The sequence below is a fragment of the Oceanipulchritudo coccoides genome (assembly GCF_010500615.1).
GTDB classification, from domain to species: Bacteria; Verrucomicrobiota; Verrucomicrobiia; order Opitutales; family Oceanipulchritudinaceae; genus Oceanipulchritudo; species Oceanipulchritudo coccoides.
Window position 1 is genome coordinate 1445555 of sequence record NZ_JAAGNX010000001.1, and the last position, 15945, is coordinate 1461499.

14 protein-coding genes and 1 tRNA gene are annotated in these 15945 nt (G+C 53.8%); 5 read left to right on the forward strand and 10 right to left on the reverse strand.

The features are described from left to right. Positions 1-14: 14 nt before the first annotated feature. Positions 15-719 (reverse strand): nitroreductase family protein, encoded by a 705-nt coding sequence (locus tag G0Q06_RS05530; protein ID WP_163963351.1) that lies wholly within the window; start codon positions 717-719, stop codon positions 15-17. Positions 720-820: 101 nt separating this feature from the next. On the opposite strand from G0Q06_RS05530, the gene G0Q06_RS14455 reads away from it, so the two are divergent. The 3 genes from G0Q06_RS14455 to G0Q06_RS05540 are packed head-to-tail and all read left to right on the forward strand — an operon-like array spanning position 821 to position 3203. Beyond that, complete coding sequence (locus tag G0Q06_RS14455) at positions 821-973, forward strand: DUF5989 family protein (RefSeq protein WP_238710279.1); 153 nt, start codon at positions 821-823, stop codon at positions 971-973. Positions 974-982: 9 nt separating this feature from the next. Beyond that, entirely contained in the window at positions 983-2800 is a 1818-nt protein-coding gene (locus tag G0Q06_RS14675; protein WP_163963244.1) for a carbamoyltransferase N-terminal domain-containing protein, read from the forward strand. A gap of 4 nt (positions 2801-2804) precedes the next feature. After that, complete coding sequence (locus G0Q06_RS05540) at positions 2805-3203, forward strand: hypothetical protein (RefSeq protein WP_163963246.1); 399 nt, start codon at positions 2805-2807, stop codon at positions 3201-3203. Here G0Q06_RS05540 and G0Q06_RS05545 read toward each other — a convergent pair. From G0Q06_RS05545 to G0Q06_RS05565, 5 genes are all read right to left on the reverse strand, one after another. Continuing rightward, positions 3200-4945 carry a tetratricopeptide repeat protein gene (locus G0Q06_RS05545; protein WP_238710281.1) on the reverse strand — a complete coding sequence of 582 codons (1746 nt, stop codon included), beginning with the start codon at positions 4943-4945 and terminating at the stop codon, positions 3200-3202. The genes G0Q06_RS05540 and G0Q06_RS05545 overlap by 4 nt on opposite strands. 81 nt (positions 4946-5026) lie before the next feature. Further along, entirely contained in the window at positions 5027-6331 is a 1305-nt protein-coding gene (locus G0Q06_RS05550; protein WP_163963249.1) for a glycoside hydrolase family 16 protein, read from the reverse strand. 118 nt (positions 6332-6449) lie between these two features. Next, entirely contained in the window at positions 6450-8270 is a 1821-nt protein-coding gene (locus G0Q06_RS05555) for a tetratricopeptide repeat protein (RefSeq protein ID WP_163963251.1), read from the reverse strand. Between the two features lie 110 nt (positions 8271-8380). Further along, positions 8381-9070, reverse strand: a complete 690-nt coding sequence (locus G0Q06_RS05560; protein WP_163963253.1) for a PEP-CTERM sorting domain-containing protein — start codon at positions 9068-9070, stop codon at positions 8381-8383. A gap of 229 nt (positions 9071-9299) precedes the next feature. Then, positions 9300-9689, reverse strand: a complete 390-nt coding sequence (locus tag G0Q06_RS05565; protein ID WP_163963255.1) for a hypothetical protein — start codon at positions 9687-9689, stop codon at positions 9300-9302. On the opposite strand from G0Q06_RS05565, the gene G0Q06_RS05570 reads away from it, so the two are divergent. Further along, positions 9688-10323 (forward strand): energy transducer TonB, encoded by a 636-nt coding sequence (locus G0Q06_RS05570; RefSeq protein ID WP_163963257.1) that lies wholly within the window; start codon positions 9688-9690, stop codon positions 10321-10323. The two genes, G0Q06_RS05565 and G0Q06_RS05570, sit on opposite strands and share 2 nt — an antisense overlap. Positions 10324-10394: 71 nt before the next feature. On the opposite strand, the gene G0Q06_RS05575 is transcribed toward G0Q06_RS05570, so the two are convergent. Further along, a tRNA-Asp gene (locus G0Q06_RS05575) sits at positions 10395-10471 on the reverse strand. Between the two features lie 178 nt (positions 10472-10649). Between G0Q06_RS05575 and G0Q06_RS05580 the strand changes: the two genes are divergently transcribed. Beyond that, entirely contained in the window at positions 10650-11687 is a 1038-nt protein-coding gene (locus G0Q06_RS05580; RefSeq protein WP_163963259.1) for a vWA domain-containing protein, read from the forward strand. Positions 11688-11808: 121 nt separating this feature from the next. Here G0Q06_RS05580 and G0Q06_RS05585 read toward each other — a convergent pair whose 3' ends face one another. The 3 genes from G0Q06_RS05585 to G0Q06_RS05595 form a co-directional block, all read right to left on the reverse strand. Then, complete coding sequence (locus G0Q06_RS05585; protein WP_238710283.1) at positions 11809-12213, reverse strand: YccF domain-containing protein; 405 nt, start codon at positions 12211-12213, stop codon at positions 11809-11811. A 73-nt stretch (positions 12214-12286) separates the two neighbouring features. Further along, positions 12287-14320, reverse strand: a complete 2034-nt coding sequence (locus G0Q06_RS05590; RefSeq protein ID WP_163963261.1) for a TonB-dependent receptor — start codon at positions 14318-14320, stop codon at positions 12287-12289. Between the two features lie 146 nt (positions 14321-14466). Further along, a complete protein-coding gene (locus G0Q06_RS05595; RefSeq protein WP_163963263.1) occupies positions 14467-15651 on the reverse strand; it encodes a glycosyl hydrolase in 1185 nt (394 codons plus the stop codon). Positions 15652-15945 lie beyond the last annotated feature (294 nt).

Here is a 15945-nt window from a genome sequence, read left to right on the forward strand (position 1 = left end):
AAAAATAGACAAGACTACTGGAAGCTGGAGATCTGTTCGAGGGGCAGTTTCTGAATTGCCGGGACCGTACAAGACTTTGAAGGATAGCCAACAACCAGTAAAAGAAAGGGTTTTTCCTCTGGTGGTCGGTCGAGAATTTGATTCAGGAACTGCATTGGGCTCGGCGTGTGCGTCAGGGTTGAAAGACCAATTTCCTGCAGGGCGGCAATTAGGAATCCCGTCGCAATCCCAACACTCTCTTTTGGATAATAGGTCTTTCGCAATGTTGCATCGGGGGCCTTGATTTTCGATTTCATGAATATGGCGACAAGTGCGGGAGCAGTCTCCAGAAAAGGCTTCTCGGCATCGGTTCCCAGAGGTGCCAGGGTATTCAGCCATTCTTTCGGTGCACGACCATTGTAAAATGCCCGCTCCTCTTCCTCGGCGGCCAGACGGATCTTCCGTTTGATCTCAGGGTCCCGGACAACTGCAAAATGCCATGGCTGTTGATTTGCCCCATTGGGGGCTGTGCCAGCCGAGCGGATGGCGTCTTCAAGCACTCCCTCTGGAATCGGATCAGTGGAGAAATCGCGAACACTCCGACGGGCCGAAAGGCGCTTGTACACGGCTTTTGCCCTGCTTTGCATATCCCGAGGAGAAAGAAGAGGTACTGAATAGGAAATCCGTTTGACCGGAGTGCTTGATTTGTTGGCGTCTGTCGCCATATCCGAGTTAGCCATCACACCAGTGAAATTCATCGGGAGTTGTTGGCAATGCAGATCCTGTCCGGTTCTTTAAGGCCTTTACTCCATAAAGAAATTACCTGAGATTAAGCGCAATCATGTGGCAGTTATTTAAAGAATTTCTATTGTTCCTTCGCCAGGAGAAAAAATGGTGGCTGATCCCGCTTGTCGTTATTCTGCTTCTTCTGGCAGCGGTTATTGTTTTTACCGGTGGGTCCGTCCTCGCGCCGCTCATGTATCCCTTCATGTAAAAGGTCCGCGTGCGGCATATCCTTGGCATTTCAGCATATTACCACGACTCCGCAGCGGCGCTGCTGAGTGACGGACAAATCATTGCGGCCGCCCAGGAGGAACGCTTCAGTCGCAAAAAGAATGACGAGCGATTTCCAAGAAATGCGGTGGCTTTCTGCTTAAAGCAGGCAGGCATTTCGGAGTCCGACTTGGACGCAGTCGTTTTCTACGACAAGCCGATCATCAAGTTTGCCCGATTGCTCGAATCCTATCTTGCGGTTGCCCCGGGAGGTTGGATGACCTTTCCGCGGGCCCTGCCGCCATGGCTTGGGGAAAAGCTCAACCTGCGTGGAACGCTCCGGTATGAACTATCCGGTTTAAGAGAGGAGACGCCGATTCTCTTCACCGAGCACCACCAGTCGCACGCTGCGAGTGCATTTTTTCCCTCCCCGTTTGAAGAGGCGGCCATTCTGACAGTTGATGGCGTGGGGGAATGGGCGACCACGACGGTTGGGATGGGAAAAGACAATGAGGTTACAATTCTCAAGGAACTGCGCTTCCCCCACTCTCTCGGACTGCTCTACTCTGCCTTCACTGCCTATTGCGGGTTCCGGATCAACTCCGGGGAATACAAGCTGATGGGACTTGCTCCGTACGGGGAACCGAAATACGTCGATGCCATTTATGAGCACCTCCTTGATCTCAAGGATGACGGTTCCCTGCAATTGAACCTGGAATACTTTCACTTCCTGCGTGGCCTTCGGATGACCAATTCCAAGTTTGACCAACTGTTTGGTGGACCGATGCGCAAGCCAGAGACGCCGGTTGAGCAACGCCACATGGATGTCGCCCGCTCGATACAAGTGGTCACTGAGGAGATTATGCTCCGGCTGGCCCGGCATGCGCGTGAATTGACCGGGCAAAACAATCTCTGCATGGCGGGCGGTGTGGCCCTGAACTGCGTTGCCAACGGGCGTATTCTCCGGGAGAAGATTTTTGAAAATATCTGGATACAGCCCGCCGCTGGCGATGCGGGCGGTGCCCTTGGCGCAGCCCTCGCGGTCTGGCATATGCAAAAGGATGCTCCACAACCGCGCTCCGTGGTTCAACCGGATGCGATGCAGGGGGCATTTCTCGGACCGGAATTTCCAGATAAGGAAATTGAAGCCGTTCTGAAAACGCACAATGCCGTGTATCGAAAACTGGATACGGAGTCGCTACTAGATACAGTTGCTGATCATCTTGCAGACGAAAAGATTGTTGGCTGGTTTCAGGGGCGGATAGAATTCGGTCCGCGGGCCCTTGGCCACCGTTCAATCCTCGGGGATCCGCGCTCACCGCAGATGCAGTCAATCCTGAATATGAAGGTGAAGTTCCGTGAATCCTTCCGGCCGTTTGCCCCGGCCGTTTTGCTGGAACACACCCCCGAGTTCTTTGAATTGGAAACGAATTCCCCCTATATGCTCATCGTGGCTCCAGTCCATCCGGATCAGCGCCTTGAGTCCCCTCCCCCGGCCTCCGGGCTTGAGCGGCTCAAACAGTTGCGTTCCAAAATCCCCGCCGTTACGCATGTCGATTACTCGGCCCGTGTGCAGACGGTGACCGCCGACCAAAACCCGAACTTTCATGCCATCCTGAAACGCTTTGAGGAGAAGACGGATTGTCCTGTCCTTATGAATACTTCCTTCAATGTACGCGGCGAACCGGTGGTCTGCACGCCGGACGATGCGTACCGTTGCTTTGTCAATACTGAGATGGATTACCTGGCCATCGGTCACTTCCTTCTCAAGCGCGCTGACCAACCGCATGAAGGCGTGAAACAATCCTTTCACCCAGTCCCCGATTAACACAATGCTACGCTTGAAGGAAAACCCAGTTGAATGGATCAAGTTCACAGGAGTCATGGGACTCAGTGCGAACCTGATCCTCTGGATGCTTTGGTGGAACGCTATCCTCCCATCAATGCTTTTGCTGGCAGGGATCGGCCTGGCGCTGCTTGCTCTGGGTGCCTCGTTCGTCCGACCACGATGGTTTCGTGGTTTTTACCGGGGCGGCATGACGGTCAGTTTCCATATCGGGCAGACCTTCGGGAAGCTGCTTCTTGTGCTTTTCTTCTTTCTGCTCGTCATGCCAATGGGGCTGTTACTTCGCCTTCTTGGAAAGGATCTCCTGAAGATCAAGATCAACCCGGAGGACGCGACGCACTGGCACCCGGCGAAGAACAACCGCGAGTTTGACCGGATGTTTTAAATTTCCGACAATTTATTGAGGGCCTGGGCAAAATCCGGACGAATCTCCAGGGCTCGCGAAAGGGACTGCCTTGCCTCATCCTTCCTGCCCGCGCGGAAAAAGAGTTCCGCAAGATAGAAATGCGGCCATTCCACGTCGGGCAGCAACTCGCAGACTTTCTGGAACTGGGCAATTGCTTCGTTCCTTGATCCCATGGCCTCAAGATATTGCCCAAAGCGGGCATGGATCAGGTTGTCGTTGGGATATTTGGTAATCGCTTCCAAGTACAAGGCGCGGTCTTCCTGTGGCGTTTTGTTCGTGATTTGGGCAATCACCTTTTGTGCCTGCTGGGTGAGATATTCCAGATTTGCCCGATGATTTGACTGTGCGGTATGGGGAGGAACGGATCCCCGTTTCAGCATGTTGTTCCAGAGTCGGTGCTGATCCCAGAGGGTCGCCGCCAGTTCCCGGTTGCACGTCTCCAGGGAAACCCAATCCCCACTGTCTGTATCGAGAATTACAGACGGAAGCATCCCGGTAATCCGCTCAGCCATTGCACGCGCCAGTGCATAGTTTCCATTCAGGGTTAGATGCACATGCTCGTAGAAATGTTCCTTGCCGGGAATTATCCCGGATGACTCCGCACTCAATTCCTTTGCTGAATCCAGAAGGGACACTTTCCCCTCCGCATTCTTGGCCGCATTCTGGATGATTAGGTTGATACGCGTATCGGCGCGCACTGCCAACCCGTCATGGTCACGCGCACTTTCAAAAGCTTCAAGGGCCGATTCAGCATTTCCCATGGCAAGAAAACTTTGCCCCATGCGATACTGCAGCTCGGCATAATTCGGGTCGATCTCAGCGGCCTGTGAATAATAGGACAAGGCTTCCCCATATGCCTGCGCCGATTCGCTCTGCCGGCCAAGGGCGTAGAATTGTTCCCATTGTGATAAGCGGGATGTGCCAAGGGATTTGTCATTCAGCGATATAAACGGTGCACAATCCTTCAAGTTGCTTGCCACCGTGCTCAAGAGAACCGGTACGTCCGCCTTCTTCCCGATTTTCAGAATGTCCTCAAGGTTTCCGCGGAAATTTTTATAGGCCGTCAACCGGCTTGGATCATTGTACCGAAGAGAAGTTCTGGTAAACATGTTGATCCCATCCCAATCATCCCGATCCATGGAGTCGTTACTTCCTCCAGACAAGAGCGTGTCCATCAACTGCCCGATTCGCGTGCTCTTCAGAAAAAGTATCCCCCTGACAACTCCCAGCGGCGGTGCCTTCGAACTGAAGACGGTCCCTGCGCCATACGCCCCGACCATCTCATTATTCCCCATGTAGATGATCCACAGGTCGCCATCCAGTTTTGCGGATTCCCGCGCCAGCGGAAGAATGGCGTGCGAATTGATCGCCGTCATGGCCGTGCAGATCACTTCAAACTCCGTCCCCGGGAAGCGTTCCCGCAACAGGATCTCCAGCTGGCGACCCATCCCATACGCCGGATCAGGATCCCCATACGCCGCCGATTCCCCAAACAAGAATATCCGATAAGTCCCCTCCGGCTTCTCCGCCAGCATCCGCATCGGCAAGGGCGCACGCGCCAAGGCCGGCGGGAAAAACCGATACGTGAATTGCGTGTTCGGGACAAGGTACTCTTCCCCGTCGATCGTACTCGGTACCCAGAAATTTGTTGAATAGCCAAAACCTGCTACGCGAAGGGCCAGCTCCAATATGCCCAGGAACAAGGCCGGGATTAGCAGCATCGCAGCGAACCGCATGAGCCACAATCTGGAACCTCTAATGCCACTTACAACCATAACAAGGATGCTTTATAAACTCCAAACTCATTGCACGGGGACTTGGACCCGGTAGAAGACTTTTTCTGAAACCGATGGACTGGGTGCGCTAAATTGAAACGTGGCTTCGTCAGAAATCTGGGACTGCACCTTTGTCCATTGATCCAAATCCGGAGAACTTTGGAGATTATAGAGGAGCTGTGGAATTCCGGCATAACTGAGTTGGAGGTTTCCTTGATCATCCATTTCCAAAAATGTGAGCTTGGGGGGCGGGACGACCGAAGGAATAAAAACAAACCGGCTGATGACGACTTCGACTTCTTCGCCATCAATTGGCTCAAGGCCGGAAACAAGCCAGAGATTGATTCGTACTTGTTCATCGCCGGGGACTGGAATGTCAGGCCCTGTATAAGTCCATTGCGTCAAAAGTGGGGTGACATCCGGAGGTGGCGCATACGCACCATCGTGGCTGGCGAATGCAATTTGATCGGCCTGCCAGTCAAAACTGTGCGTGGTCGGTGCGCTTCCCTGGGGAATCGTGTAGCGTACCAGATTTCCAGGGTTATTCCATGGTTGGACGACAAATTGCGCATTCGTCGGGTCTTGGGCATCCCCCCAACGGGTTATCTCCACGTCGATTTCACGGTAGGAATACGCAGGATCATCGCTCCATGTAAAAAGCCCCAAAACCACATTCGGATCCAAGGCATCAACCGGGGAATCCACATAAAACCGGTAAGTCCCGTATCCAAATGAGTCATTTGAGATCACCTCCGCACAACGCCATTGCCCGTCACGATAGGTAATCCGTAAATGCAGTTTTCCTTCTGCATCGACCCAGACATTTTCAAGATCATCTGAAAAGACATTGGGTCCTGGACCGAAAAGGAATCCACCCGACGTTTTCACATCCCAGTCGTAACCGGAGAAATGGAAAGCATTCACGCTTTGCCGATCCACTTGGATGGAAGCCAAAGCAGTTACTTGAAGATCCACTGGGAATTCAGCCGTCCCATTGAGAATCGGCGGATCGTAACCCACCGGAATGAGAAATGCCGCGATCTTTTTGGCCACGAGGTCCGCACCGCCGGTCGTAATGTCGCAGACCCAGTTTCCGCCAGAATCGATCATGCTCAGCGGTTGCGCGTTGGTCGGCTTTGTCCACCATCCATGAACATAGATATAAACAGCCACCCGATGATCCTCCGGGTTCACATTCATTACCTCACCGGTCAAATTGGCATCGGATCCCTGCGGCGGGACAAATGTGAAGCTGATTTCCGGCAATTGACCAGACAGGCTGATCGCACCAAGGAGGATCGCTCCTGCCATGACTAATTTTTGCGATCTCATAATTGGTGTCTCTAAGCGAAAAGCTTTATGGTGATTACACAACCGATAAAGAAGCCCGCACTCCAAAGATAGCTGGCTCGGGTTTAAGGAATCAAGAATCCCCAAAGGCATTTCGTGCCTAATTGAGCCTGTTCAATTTTCTCTCTACTGTCTTGAGGTCATTGGCCGCCTGCTTGAAGTTGCTGCGAATCTCCAAAGCTCTCTCGAAGGATTCCTTGGCCTCGGCAAACCTTTCCCCCTTCAAGAGCAATACTCCCAGGTAGTAATGTGGCCAGGCGAGGTCAGGTAACATGTCACAGAACCGCCGAGCTTGTTCAATAGCTTCGGGACCAGATCCTGTTCCATCAAGGAATTGCGCGTAGTTGCCAAGAAGCATTGTATCCTCAGGCGCTCGTCTCAAAGCGGCAATGTAAAGGCTCCGGTCCCGCCACGGCGTCTGCATCGTGATACCTTTATCGATCTGTCCTAATTGTTCCCGGATATGACTCACAGTTCGGGAATGGCTGCTTTGTTCCTTGAATGGAGAAACGTTGATTCGCCCCAGGGCTGTCTGCCAGAGCCGTTTTGTATCCCAGGTTGTCAGGGCCAGCTGCTTTAGGCATGTGGACTCCCTGATCCACTCCTCTTCCTGCGCTTCCAGAATAGTGGGTGGTAGAAACTGGGCCACTTCTTCCGCGAAGGCTCTGGCCAGAATGTAATTCCCTTTGGTCGTAAAGTGGACGTGCTCGTAGAAAAGGTTCTGGTCTGGAATTGTGTCGGAAGATTGGCGTGCCAGCAGATCGACTCCGTCAACAAGAACGACTTGGCCTTCGCTGTTAAGCGCCGTCTCATTCACAATTGCGTTTATTCGGGTGTCTGCCCTGACCGCCAGCGCATCCAGATCCCTTGCCCGGACGAAGGCTTCCTTCGCTTCAATCGGCTTTGAAAGTTTAAGCAGGCAAGTGCCAATCCGAAACTGCAGCTCGGCATAGTCAGAATCAATTTCCGCGGCTTCTTCATATTTCCCCAGAGCAGAAGCAAAATCACCTGCCTCCTCAAAGGCATTTCCTTCCGAGAATAAGGCATCCCATTTCGCTTCTTGCGAGGAATCAAGGCCCTCCCGGTGCAGCGAGGCAAACGGTGAACAATCCTTCAAGTTACTCCCCACAGTGCTCAGTAGAACCGGCACCCCAGCTTTTCGACCCGCCTTGAGGATATCCTCAAGATTTCCCCTGAAGTTTTCGTAGGCCTGCAGGCGATTCGGATCATCCAGCCTGAGCTGATTTTCCTTGAACATGTCGATACCTGCCCAATTTCCAGAATCAGCCTCTCCGCCATCAGAAACAGAAGAGAGCAGTGTCAGCAACTGGCCGATCTTTGTCGTTTTCAAGGCAAGGCCTAGCCGGACAAACCAGAGGCTGGGAGCCTTTGAACCAAAGACGGTTCCAGCTCCAAACGGGCCGACCATCTCGTTGTTGCCCATGTAGATCAGCCACAGGTCGCCATCCAGTCGGGCACACTCCCGAGCAATTGGCAGGATTACATGTGAATTGATCGCGGTCATCGCGACATTGATGACCTCGAATTCTCTCCCTGGATAACGGTTTTCCAGAAGTATCTCAAGCTGACGCCCCACCCCGTAACTTGGCTCAGGATCGCCCAAAGCAGCTGATTCCCCAAATAGAAAAATCCGGTAGGTACCCTCCGGCTTCTCAGCTGGCATCCGAAACACTAATGGAACCCGCGCCAAGGCTGGCGGAAAAAACCGGTAACTGAATTTGTAGTTGGGTATTAAATACTCTTTTCCATCGAGCCTGCTAGGAAGGAAAAAGGTCGTGGGATAGCCAAAGCCCGTCACTCTTAACAGCAGCTCAAGTCCACCGATAAACAGAACAGGAATAATGACCATGGCCATCAGCCGCATGGCCCAAAGACGACGGGGGCTTATTCGTTTTTTCATCGTTTATCGGATTGTCCTAGGGAGAATCTAATCAGGAATAAAAAAACCCGCTATCCGAAAATAGCGGGTTTGTAATTTAGAAATTAAAAATCTCTAAAGATGTGCTCAGATTAAGCCTTGCGGCGACGATAGATCACCAGACCAAGAGCAGCAAAACCAAGCAGGACTGCGTAGGTTGACGGCTCCGGAACCGGAGTTTGAACCGTAGCGTACTGCAGGGTCAGCGGGTTCGGGTTGAAGAACTCGTCGAGCGACGGCTGGATCGGGCCAGTGACACGGAATCCAGCTTGTACTACAGGAGTACCTGTGCCGGGCGATGCCACCACGAGGGATAGGCTGTCCGTCACACCGGATACGAGCGGAGCGGTTTCCAACTGGGTCGTTGCCCACGTTACAAAACCATCCAAGACCGCGGCAAAAGCTACCACACTGTAGCCAGCGGGTAAGCCCTGAGTAATTGTCTCAAAGTCGAAATTGACTGTAGTACCAATAGCTGCACCGACGACTTCTTGATAGAAGGCGTACTCAATGTACAATTCGGGATCGCCAGTCGTCTGGTTTACCCAGACAGGGTTAGCGGCTTCAACATCATAAATGCCCTTGTTAGCGCCTAAGGACAGCGTGCTGCCCGAAAAGGTGGATTGAGCATTCGGGAAATCGCCATAGCCAAAACCAAACTGGAAGGAATCGTCTGCTACGCTGAAGGTATTCACAAATCCGTTCCAAGCAGCACCCGGATCGACCGTGAAATTTAACTGCGCTGACAATGAACTTGTGACAAGTCCGGCTAGCGAAGCCATTAAGAGTAATTTTTTCATATAATTAGGATTTTTAGTGATTAACGTTAATTCACGCTACGGCAAATCGCACCGTAACGATGTAGAGTGAAATGGCATCGACTCTGCAGTGTCAACAGAAAAACTGCAATTGAGTGCAATCTTATATGTAAAAAACTCTCGTTTTATGCGGGAATGATGCAGGAATATGCAGGCGCCCGAAAGCCTTTTAATACCGCTGAATTCCCTGATCCTAGTCCGCCTCGACAAACTCATACTGGACGTTCCACCCCTGGCCCTGGTTTTGACCGTCTGTGACAAACCAGAGCAGCGCTTCGCGGTCCCCGAAGTCCCAACCGTGCACATCATCTCTCAACCCGTTTCCATCATCATCAATTCCGTTCCAGCGAACTTCCCCCGGATTCACCCACAGGAAAGGCGCTAACTCCTCGTGGGTTATGCGGACCCCGTCATCAATAATAGCGATGGTGACAGGAGTTGCCTGCTCGGAGGGGCTCAGCGATAGTGGAATCCCCGCTTTCTGGATGAACCACTCTTCACCGGATGCGGACAGCCAGCCACAATAAAGGCCTCGTTTAAGCAGGCTTGGCAAGGAACCGTTAATCTTGTATAGAGCTTTCATGACATCTGTGCCTGAAGTCTCAAACAAGACCCCTTCCGGGGCGCTCTGGATTTCCATTCTCTTTGTAGTGGCGCTTCTGCTCGCCATTCCGTTTGTGCAGTGGACCAATACCGATGATCCAGTTCCGTCGGGACCGGACACCGATACCATTCCCTATGAATCTCCCGACTACGAGGAGCCCCCTCCGCCTCCCCCGCCGCCAAAAGACAAGCCAATTGATGACTTCAAGCCGGATGTGCAGCCGCCCACCATTACGGATATTGAAATCATCATTAATCCGGATTTGCGGGGCATCGGGAGCGGCACGCAAATTAATTTGCCAACCGGGGATATTCCCGACCCCTTCGTCGATATTAAGGATCTCACGACCCAGCCCAAGGCGATCCAGCAGCCCTCCCCGATCTACCCGCCCGATGCCAAACGCAACCGGATCAGCGGAGAGGTTGTTGTGCAGTTTCTCGTTACTATTGAGGGCCTCACCAAAGGCATTGAAATCCTTAAATCCTCCAACCCGGTCTTCGAATCGGCCGCCACCGACGCCGTCCGGCGCTGGAAATTCATCCCTGGGGAAAAGGACGGCAAAATCGTCACCTCCCGCGTCCGTGTGCGCATCCCCTTCACCATCTCAAATTGAGGTCTACAAGGCAGGTTGATTGGTCGGAAATGCAAAAGACCCGACTCTTTCGAATCGGGTCCTTTTTAAAATGGCGGGATGGACGAGACTTGAACTCGCGGCCTCCGGCGTGACAGGCCGGCGTTCTAACCAACTGAACTACCACCCCAAATTGGGTAATGAGAAGTGAAGCTATTCGGGGGCCTTGGTTGGTCAAGCGTTTATTGCATAAAAAAATGTGAAGCCGGAAAGAACTGGAAACCGAGGGAGGTCAAGCGGTGAAATCGGTCTAAAGTGGGCATGCTGAGGCCTTGTGTGGCTGACGATAGCGAAGACAATCTCTCAGCATGCAAGCGGACCCGGATCGCAGGGATGTGTCGGCCACACGGTCCCAGCGCCGAGCCTGGCGAAAGGGGCTTCTGGCGGGAGGGCTGGCGCTGGCTTTTCAATGTGTGATTCTGGGGTTGGCGGTCTTGATCGGGGTGCTGGATCCCCAGCCACACAAAGAGGCAACGCTGAAGCTGCCGGCGGGATCGGCAACCCGGCATCGGGAGCAACAGCGCACGACCGAGAACCAGCTGGCCCAGCTGAACCGGATGCAATCGGAGGGCCTGAACACGTTGATGCAGCCGATGCTGGAGGCGACCCGACCGGAGCTGGCGGTGGCATCCCCGGATCTGGCCCAGTCAATCGGGGCGATGGGAGCGATGCTCCCGATGGGGTCGATTTTTCAGGGTAGCCTGAGTGCCTTCACGGACGGGATGGATGCGGATTCACTTCCCCCACCCGATCCGGTCTCCTTCCTCGGGGAAAGCCTCAGCGCCCGGCGCATCGTTCTCCTGCTGGACGTCTCGGGCTCGGTGAAAAGCAAGATGGAGCGCGCCGGGGTCTCCATGGAAAAGCTGCGCGAGGAAGTGCACAAATTTGTCGACCAACTCGGTCCCAATCACCTCTTCGGGATCATCCAGTTCACCCGCAAATGGCAAGCCTTCCGCGACGAACTGGTTCCTGCCACAACAAAGGTTCGTGAGGAAGCGCGCGAATGGATCAATTCCTCCTTCCGGACAAACGGGACCAGCGGGCACAACTGGAATGGCGGCTTTCCCAACGGTATCGAGGCCGTCATGACACAGGCCTTCGCCATGGATCCCCAGCTGGATGAGCTATTCCTCGTCAGCGATTGCGACTTCCAACGCACACCCCCCGGCGGTGGCGGGCAGGATGTCCCATGGGCGCAGTTGCGGGATCTCACAAAGCAGCTCCAACAACAATCCATCGGCGAGACGCGACTGCGGGTCCTCTGCTTCTACCCTCCCGAGGAAGCACTGGCCGATTTGAAGGCGTGGGTCCGCGAAACCGGCAACGGGACGCTGCGGGTGTTTTAACTGGGAATCACACAGGTCTAACTACGAGTCGCGCAAATCACCCGAATACTATAAAAACTATAAAGCGCACTACTTTGGATTTCGTGTGATCCGCGTAATTCGGAGTTAAATGATGCAGCGCTCACCGCGTTTTCAGCGGCTTCGGCACAATCTCCTTCCCAACCGGCATGAGGGCGGCGCCGGCCAGCTTGAAATGGGCAAATCCAAAGGGAATCCCAATGATCGTAATGAAAAGGACAATACCCGCGAGGGCGTGGCTGATAGCAATCCAGATGCCGGCAAAGATGAGCCAGAAGATGTTGAGCAGGCCCGAGAAGACCGAACCTCCCCTGCCCTTTGGGGAATCGATCAATTCCTGCCCGAATGGGAAAGCGGAAAACATGGCGATGCGCCAGATTCCGGGGACGAAGGGCAACCCGATAATTGTGATGGCAAGGATGAGCCCGCCGATGAACCACTGGATAGCCATGATCCATCCACCCAGGACAAACCAGAGAAGATTGAGGAGAAGACTTATACCTTTCATGCGATTAGCCTTCTATGAAACATACAAGAATGGCGAGTGTTTTGAGCTGCGCATTGGAATCATTTTTCGAACGCTAATACTCGGCCGACAAGCGCAGGAAGAAAAAGCGGCCCGGTTCATTGACAATAACTGAACTGGAGAAGGGATCCCGCAGGTGTGAATTGGCGACTGCGTAGGTTTCGTCCAAGAGGTTGTCGACTCCCCCGCTGAGCGTGATGTGCGAATTCAGGTTCCAATGGGCTGCGAGATTGATCACCCATGAGGAATCAATGGGTTGCTCATTCAGGTCGGTATCGATCCGGCTCAAGTCATCCTGAAACTGGGCCGAGCACCTGACCGCGACCGACTCGCCCTTCCATGTCAGCGAGAAGACCGCTTTCAATGGCGGAACTTCGGCAAGGTTTTTGTTGGACGAGCCCGGTAACGATGAGGACTTGACTCCCTCCTGCCAGGCGATCGCGGAGCGGAAATTCCAGCGGTCCGCGAGTTGGTAGGAAAGGTCGAGCGAAGTCCCGTAGAGGCGCGCATCAATGTTCTCGTAGGTGGTCGCTTTTGTATTGGTGGTTTGGATACTTCCGAGGTAAATGTAATCGCCCAGCCATGAATGAAAAACGGACACCGAGGTGGAGAATCCATTTACCTGAAAACGCCCGCCCACCTGGATTTCCGTGTTTTGCACAGGTTTCAAATCCGGGTTACCCACCCAATCCGGCTTGCCGGTTGGACGGTTCAGGTTCAGGTAACGCTCCTGTGGGTCGGGAAGGCGCTCCCCATGGCCCAGGCCAAGAAAGAGCGAGCGATTCTGGTCAAGATCATAACTGGTCAGGACATAGGCTGAGGCGAGCAAGTCATCCGTCTTGTTGGTCGAAGTGCCCCGAAGTGCCTGCACGAATGAAATATCGTCCTGTGCGCGTGATCGCGTGTAATCAACCCGGGCGCCCAATTCATATTTCCATGCCTCCACTGCCCGCTCCATGACCGCCCATGCGCCTGCGCTGCGGCCACTCACATCCGGGAGCATGTCATTTTCCATCATCATGATCTGGTTGGCGGCATCCCATTGGCGCTCCATGAGGTCCAATCCATAACTCAAGACGCCTGCATCGAGCTCCTTGCGCCCTTCCAGCATGAGCCCGAAATAACCCGTCTTGCTCTCGGTCCGCATCATGTATCCGCGCTCCGCAAAAGCCGGATTCATGAGAGCGCTCTTCCGGAATGTATCCCGCATGTCGTGATCCACCGTGCTGACCGCCACACTCACACTGAGCGAGTCGGCAATACCGGACTCCATCGGCATCTTGAACGAAATCCCACCGCGATTCAGGGTGTCCGTCAGGGCATCCATTTTCAGGCCCGGGTACAGGACATCCTGCGCATCCTGCAAGGCGTAATTAAACGCGATGACCTTTCCGCCGGACAAATTGACGGACAGCTTGGTCTCAAGATTAATCACCTTGAAGGCCTGACCTGTCATCCGACCATTCTGGTAATTGGTTCCCGGAAGACGGGTAAACGGGATCCCATCACCGTCCTCGAAGACATCCCCGTACTGCGTGTACAAGCCCGCCTGCAACTGGGCTTTTCCATCCTGAAGTGGCGCCCCGGCAGTGATTCCCGCAGCGCGGTACCCAAAGCTTCCCACAAATCCATAGGCCCGGGCTGAGAGACTGTCCGGGGCCGGTGTTGTCTTCACAAACACGGCCCCGCCAGTGGTCGCCCCTTGCCTGACTGAAAACGGGCCCGCCCGCACACTGATCGCCTCGATCTGTTGCGAGCTCACGTGAAATGCCGGGGGATCCATCCGGTTCGGGCAGGCACAAAAGGTCTTGGTGTTGTCCACAGTGATGAGGATGTTGTCTCGGGTCATGCCGCGCAGGACAATGTCACCCGCCAGCGGGCTTTTTCGCGAGAGCGCGATGCTCGGCATTTCCTCCGAGAGGATGGTCGCCAAGTCCAGTGGCTTAGATTCCCGGATTTGCTCGCCCGGCAGGCTGCCGTCCAGCGGAAGCAGATTCGGCGCGACAACAATGAAGGGATTCAGCTCGATCAGGTCATCGGCATGCAGGGATATTCCCACACAACAGGCTAAGAACAGTGACAAACGCATACAAACCGTTCAGCCGCCCGGCTACCATTCTGTCAACAGTCCGCCAACTGATATGACACAGTTTAAGGACCATTCTTTCAATTATCAGAAATGCCGATGAGAGTCGCAAGAAATGCTTATCCTATCATTAAAGACTGTATTGCCCTTCAATCAATACGCTCAAACTCCAGCCAATCCACTTTCGCATTGAGCCCTTTGAGCATTATTTGAAGGGTCTGCTCACCCGCTTGCAGCCCTGTCGTGAAAAAGAGGTCTCGCTCGATCCCGCTTGGTGGATCCATCACTTCCGACGGCCCATCCGGTTCGGGGATCGGATCATAAAACTCACTTGTTACCCGGACTCTCAGGCGATAGGTTCCAGCCTCGGCGACATTGATCTGGTAATGCACCCAACCAAATCCACGTCCGGCTTTCAGCGCTGCAAAGCCGTCTTCTGAGTCCGATTCTGTCAGGACGATAGTATCGTCCTTGTAGGAATAGGCTTCCGCCTGGATTCGCCCAGGTACGGAATAATGATAGTCTGGGTCAAAGGCGGGGAAGTTTACATACAACTCACCCAGTCGGGTCAGTTGAGCTTCCCCACTTTCAAGCAGGCTCAACTTGTTCCGTGATCCGAGGTCTGCCTTGAACCAGGCGTAGCCAGCCACCTTTGGAGAGCGTTCAAGGAATTCCAAGGCCTGGATCATATAGGCATACTCAGCCTCTGCATCCGGGGCATCCCAAAAGGCAAATTCAGTCACCCAGACGGGTTGGCCATAGCGCTCATAGATCACATCCACAAAATACTTCAACTCACCGATGTTCCCGTATGGATGGATGGAAATCCCCTCGAGGCTCAAATCGCCCATGTAATAATCGTAGGCATCGAGGAACATCAGCATGGTCGTGTACGTGACCTCTGTCTGCTGGATGGGATCCCAGGCAGTAATCGAACGGTCAGCAGATGATCCCAGGGACATTTGTGGACCGATCAAGGGAACCTCGAATTCGCTCAGCGTCTCATGGACATGCGTGATCCAATCCGCTGAGATTTCAGGCGTCAGAAAGGCCTGCCCAAGCAGGTTTGGCTCATTCAGGAGAAGCACCGCGGAGGGCCTTTCGCCTCCTGCCAGTCGGGACTCCACGATGTCCAGCTCGTATTGTCGGTCACTCCAGATCATCGGCAGAAACTCCATTTGGCCATTCACCTCGATATTGCCCTCGTCTGGACCCCAGTTATAGACCCATGAGACCCCCTCAGCCAGGAGGGCCACCTGCTCGCTCGTCAGGTTATTCGCGCTCACCCCCCGCTTTTGGCTCCGCCATGCCGGCTCGCCTGCCAACGGCTCCATGCATATAAAGCAGGTTAGAGTCCCAAGAAAATAGAGCCTCATCCGGGTAATCATACTGGGAAGCCTACCACCCGGGATAATTGATTGCCAATGAATTCCAAGTCATCCGGCACTTTCCTCCCAAAGCGATGAATTTCTTCCCAAAACACCGTTGACAAGCCGACTCCAAGCCCACTTATTTCTCGTTTTCCTCTGGAAAATTGCTCGGTAGCTCAGCGGTAGAGTCCCGCATAGCGGGATTAACCACTTGGTCACCGGACGTTCTTTTAACTTTTATTGCTCGGTAGCTCAGCG

Bases quoted from the DNA above. Each gene is read 5' to 3' on its own strand.
- G0Q06_RS05530 (WP_163963351.1), bottom strand. From the start codon at position 719: ATGGCTAACTCGGATATGGCGACAGACGCCAACAAATCAAGCACTCCG.
- G0Q06_RS14455 (WP_238710279.1), top strand. From the start codon at position 821: ATGTGGCAGTTATTTAAAGAATTTCTATTGTTCCTTCGCCAGGAGAAA.
- G0Q06_RS05540 (WP_163963246.1), top strand. From the start codon at position 2,805: ATGCTACGCTTGAAGGAAAACCCAGTTGAATGGATCAAGTTCACAGGA.
- G0Q06_RS05545 (WP_238710281.1), bottom strand. From the start codon at position 4,945: ATGCTGCTAATCCCGGCCTTGTTCCTGGGCATATTGGAGCTGGCCCTT.
- G0Q06_RS05550 (WP_163963249.1), bottom strand. From the start codon at position 6,331: ATGAGATCGCAAAAATTAGTCATGGCAGGAGCGATCCTCCTTGGTGCG.
- G0Q06_RS05555 (WP_163963251.1), bottom strand. From the start codon at position 8,270: ATGAAAAAACGAATAAGCCCCCGTCGTCTTTGGGCCATGCGGCTGATG.
- G0Q06_RS05560 (WP_163963253.1), bottom strand. From the start codon at position 9,070: ATGGCTTCGCTAGCCGGACTTGTCACAAGTTCATTGTCAGCGCAGTTA.
- G0Q06_RS05570 (WP_163963257.1), top strand. From the start codon at position 9,688: ATGACATCTGTGCCTGAAGTCTCAAACAAGACCCCTTCCGGGGCGCTC.
- G0Q06_RS05565 (WP_163963255.1), bottom strand. From the start codon at position 9,689: ATGAAAGCTCTATACAAGATTAACGGTTCCTTGCCAAGCCTGCTTAAA.
- G0Q06_RS05580 (WP_163963259.1), top strand. From the start codon at position 10,650: ATGCAAGCGGACCCGGATCGCAGGGATGTGTCGGCCACACGGTCCCAG.
- G0Q06_RS05585 (WP_238710283.1), bottom strand. From the start codon at position 12,213: ATGAAAGGTATAAGTCTTCTCCTCAATCTTCTCTGGTTTGTCCTGGGT.
- G0Q06_RS05590 (WP_163963261.1), bottom strand. From the start codon at position 14,320: ATGCGTTTGTCACTGTTCTTAGCCTGTTGTGTGGGAATATCCCTGCAT.
- G0Q06_RS05595 (WP_163963263.1), bottom strand. From the start codon at position 15,651: ATGGAGCCGTTGGCAGGCGAGCCGGCATGGCGGAGCCAAAAGCGGGGG.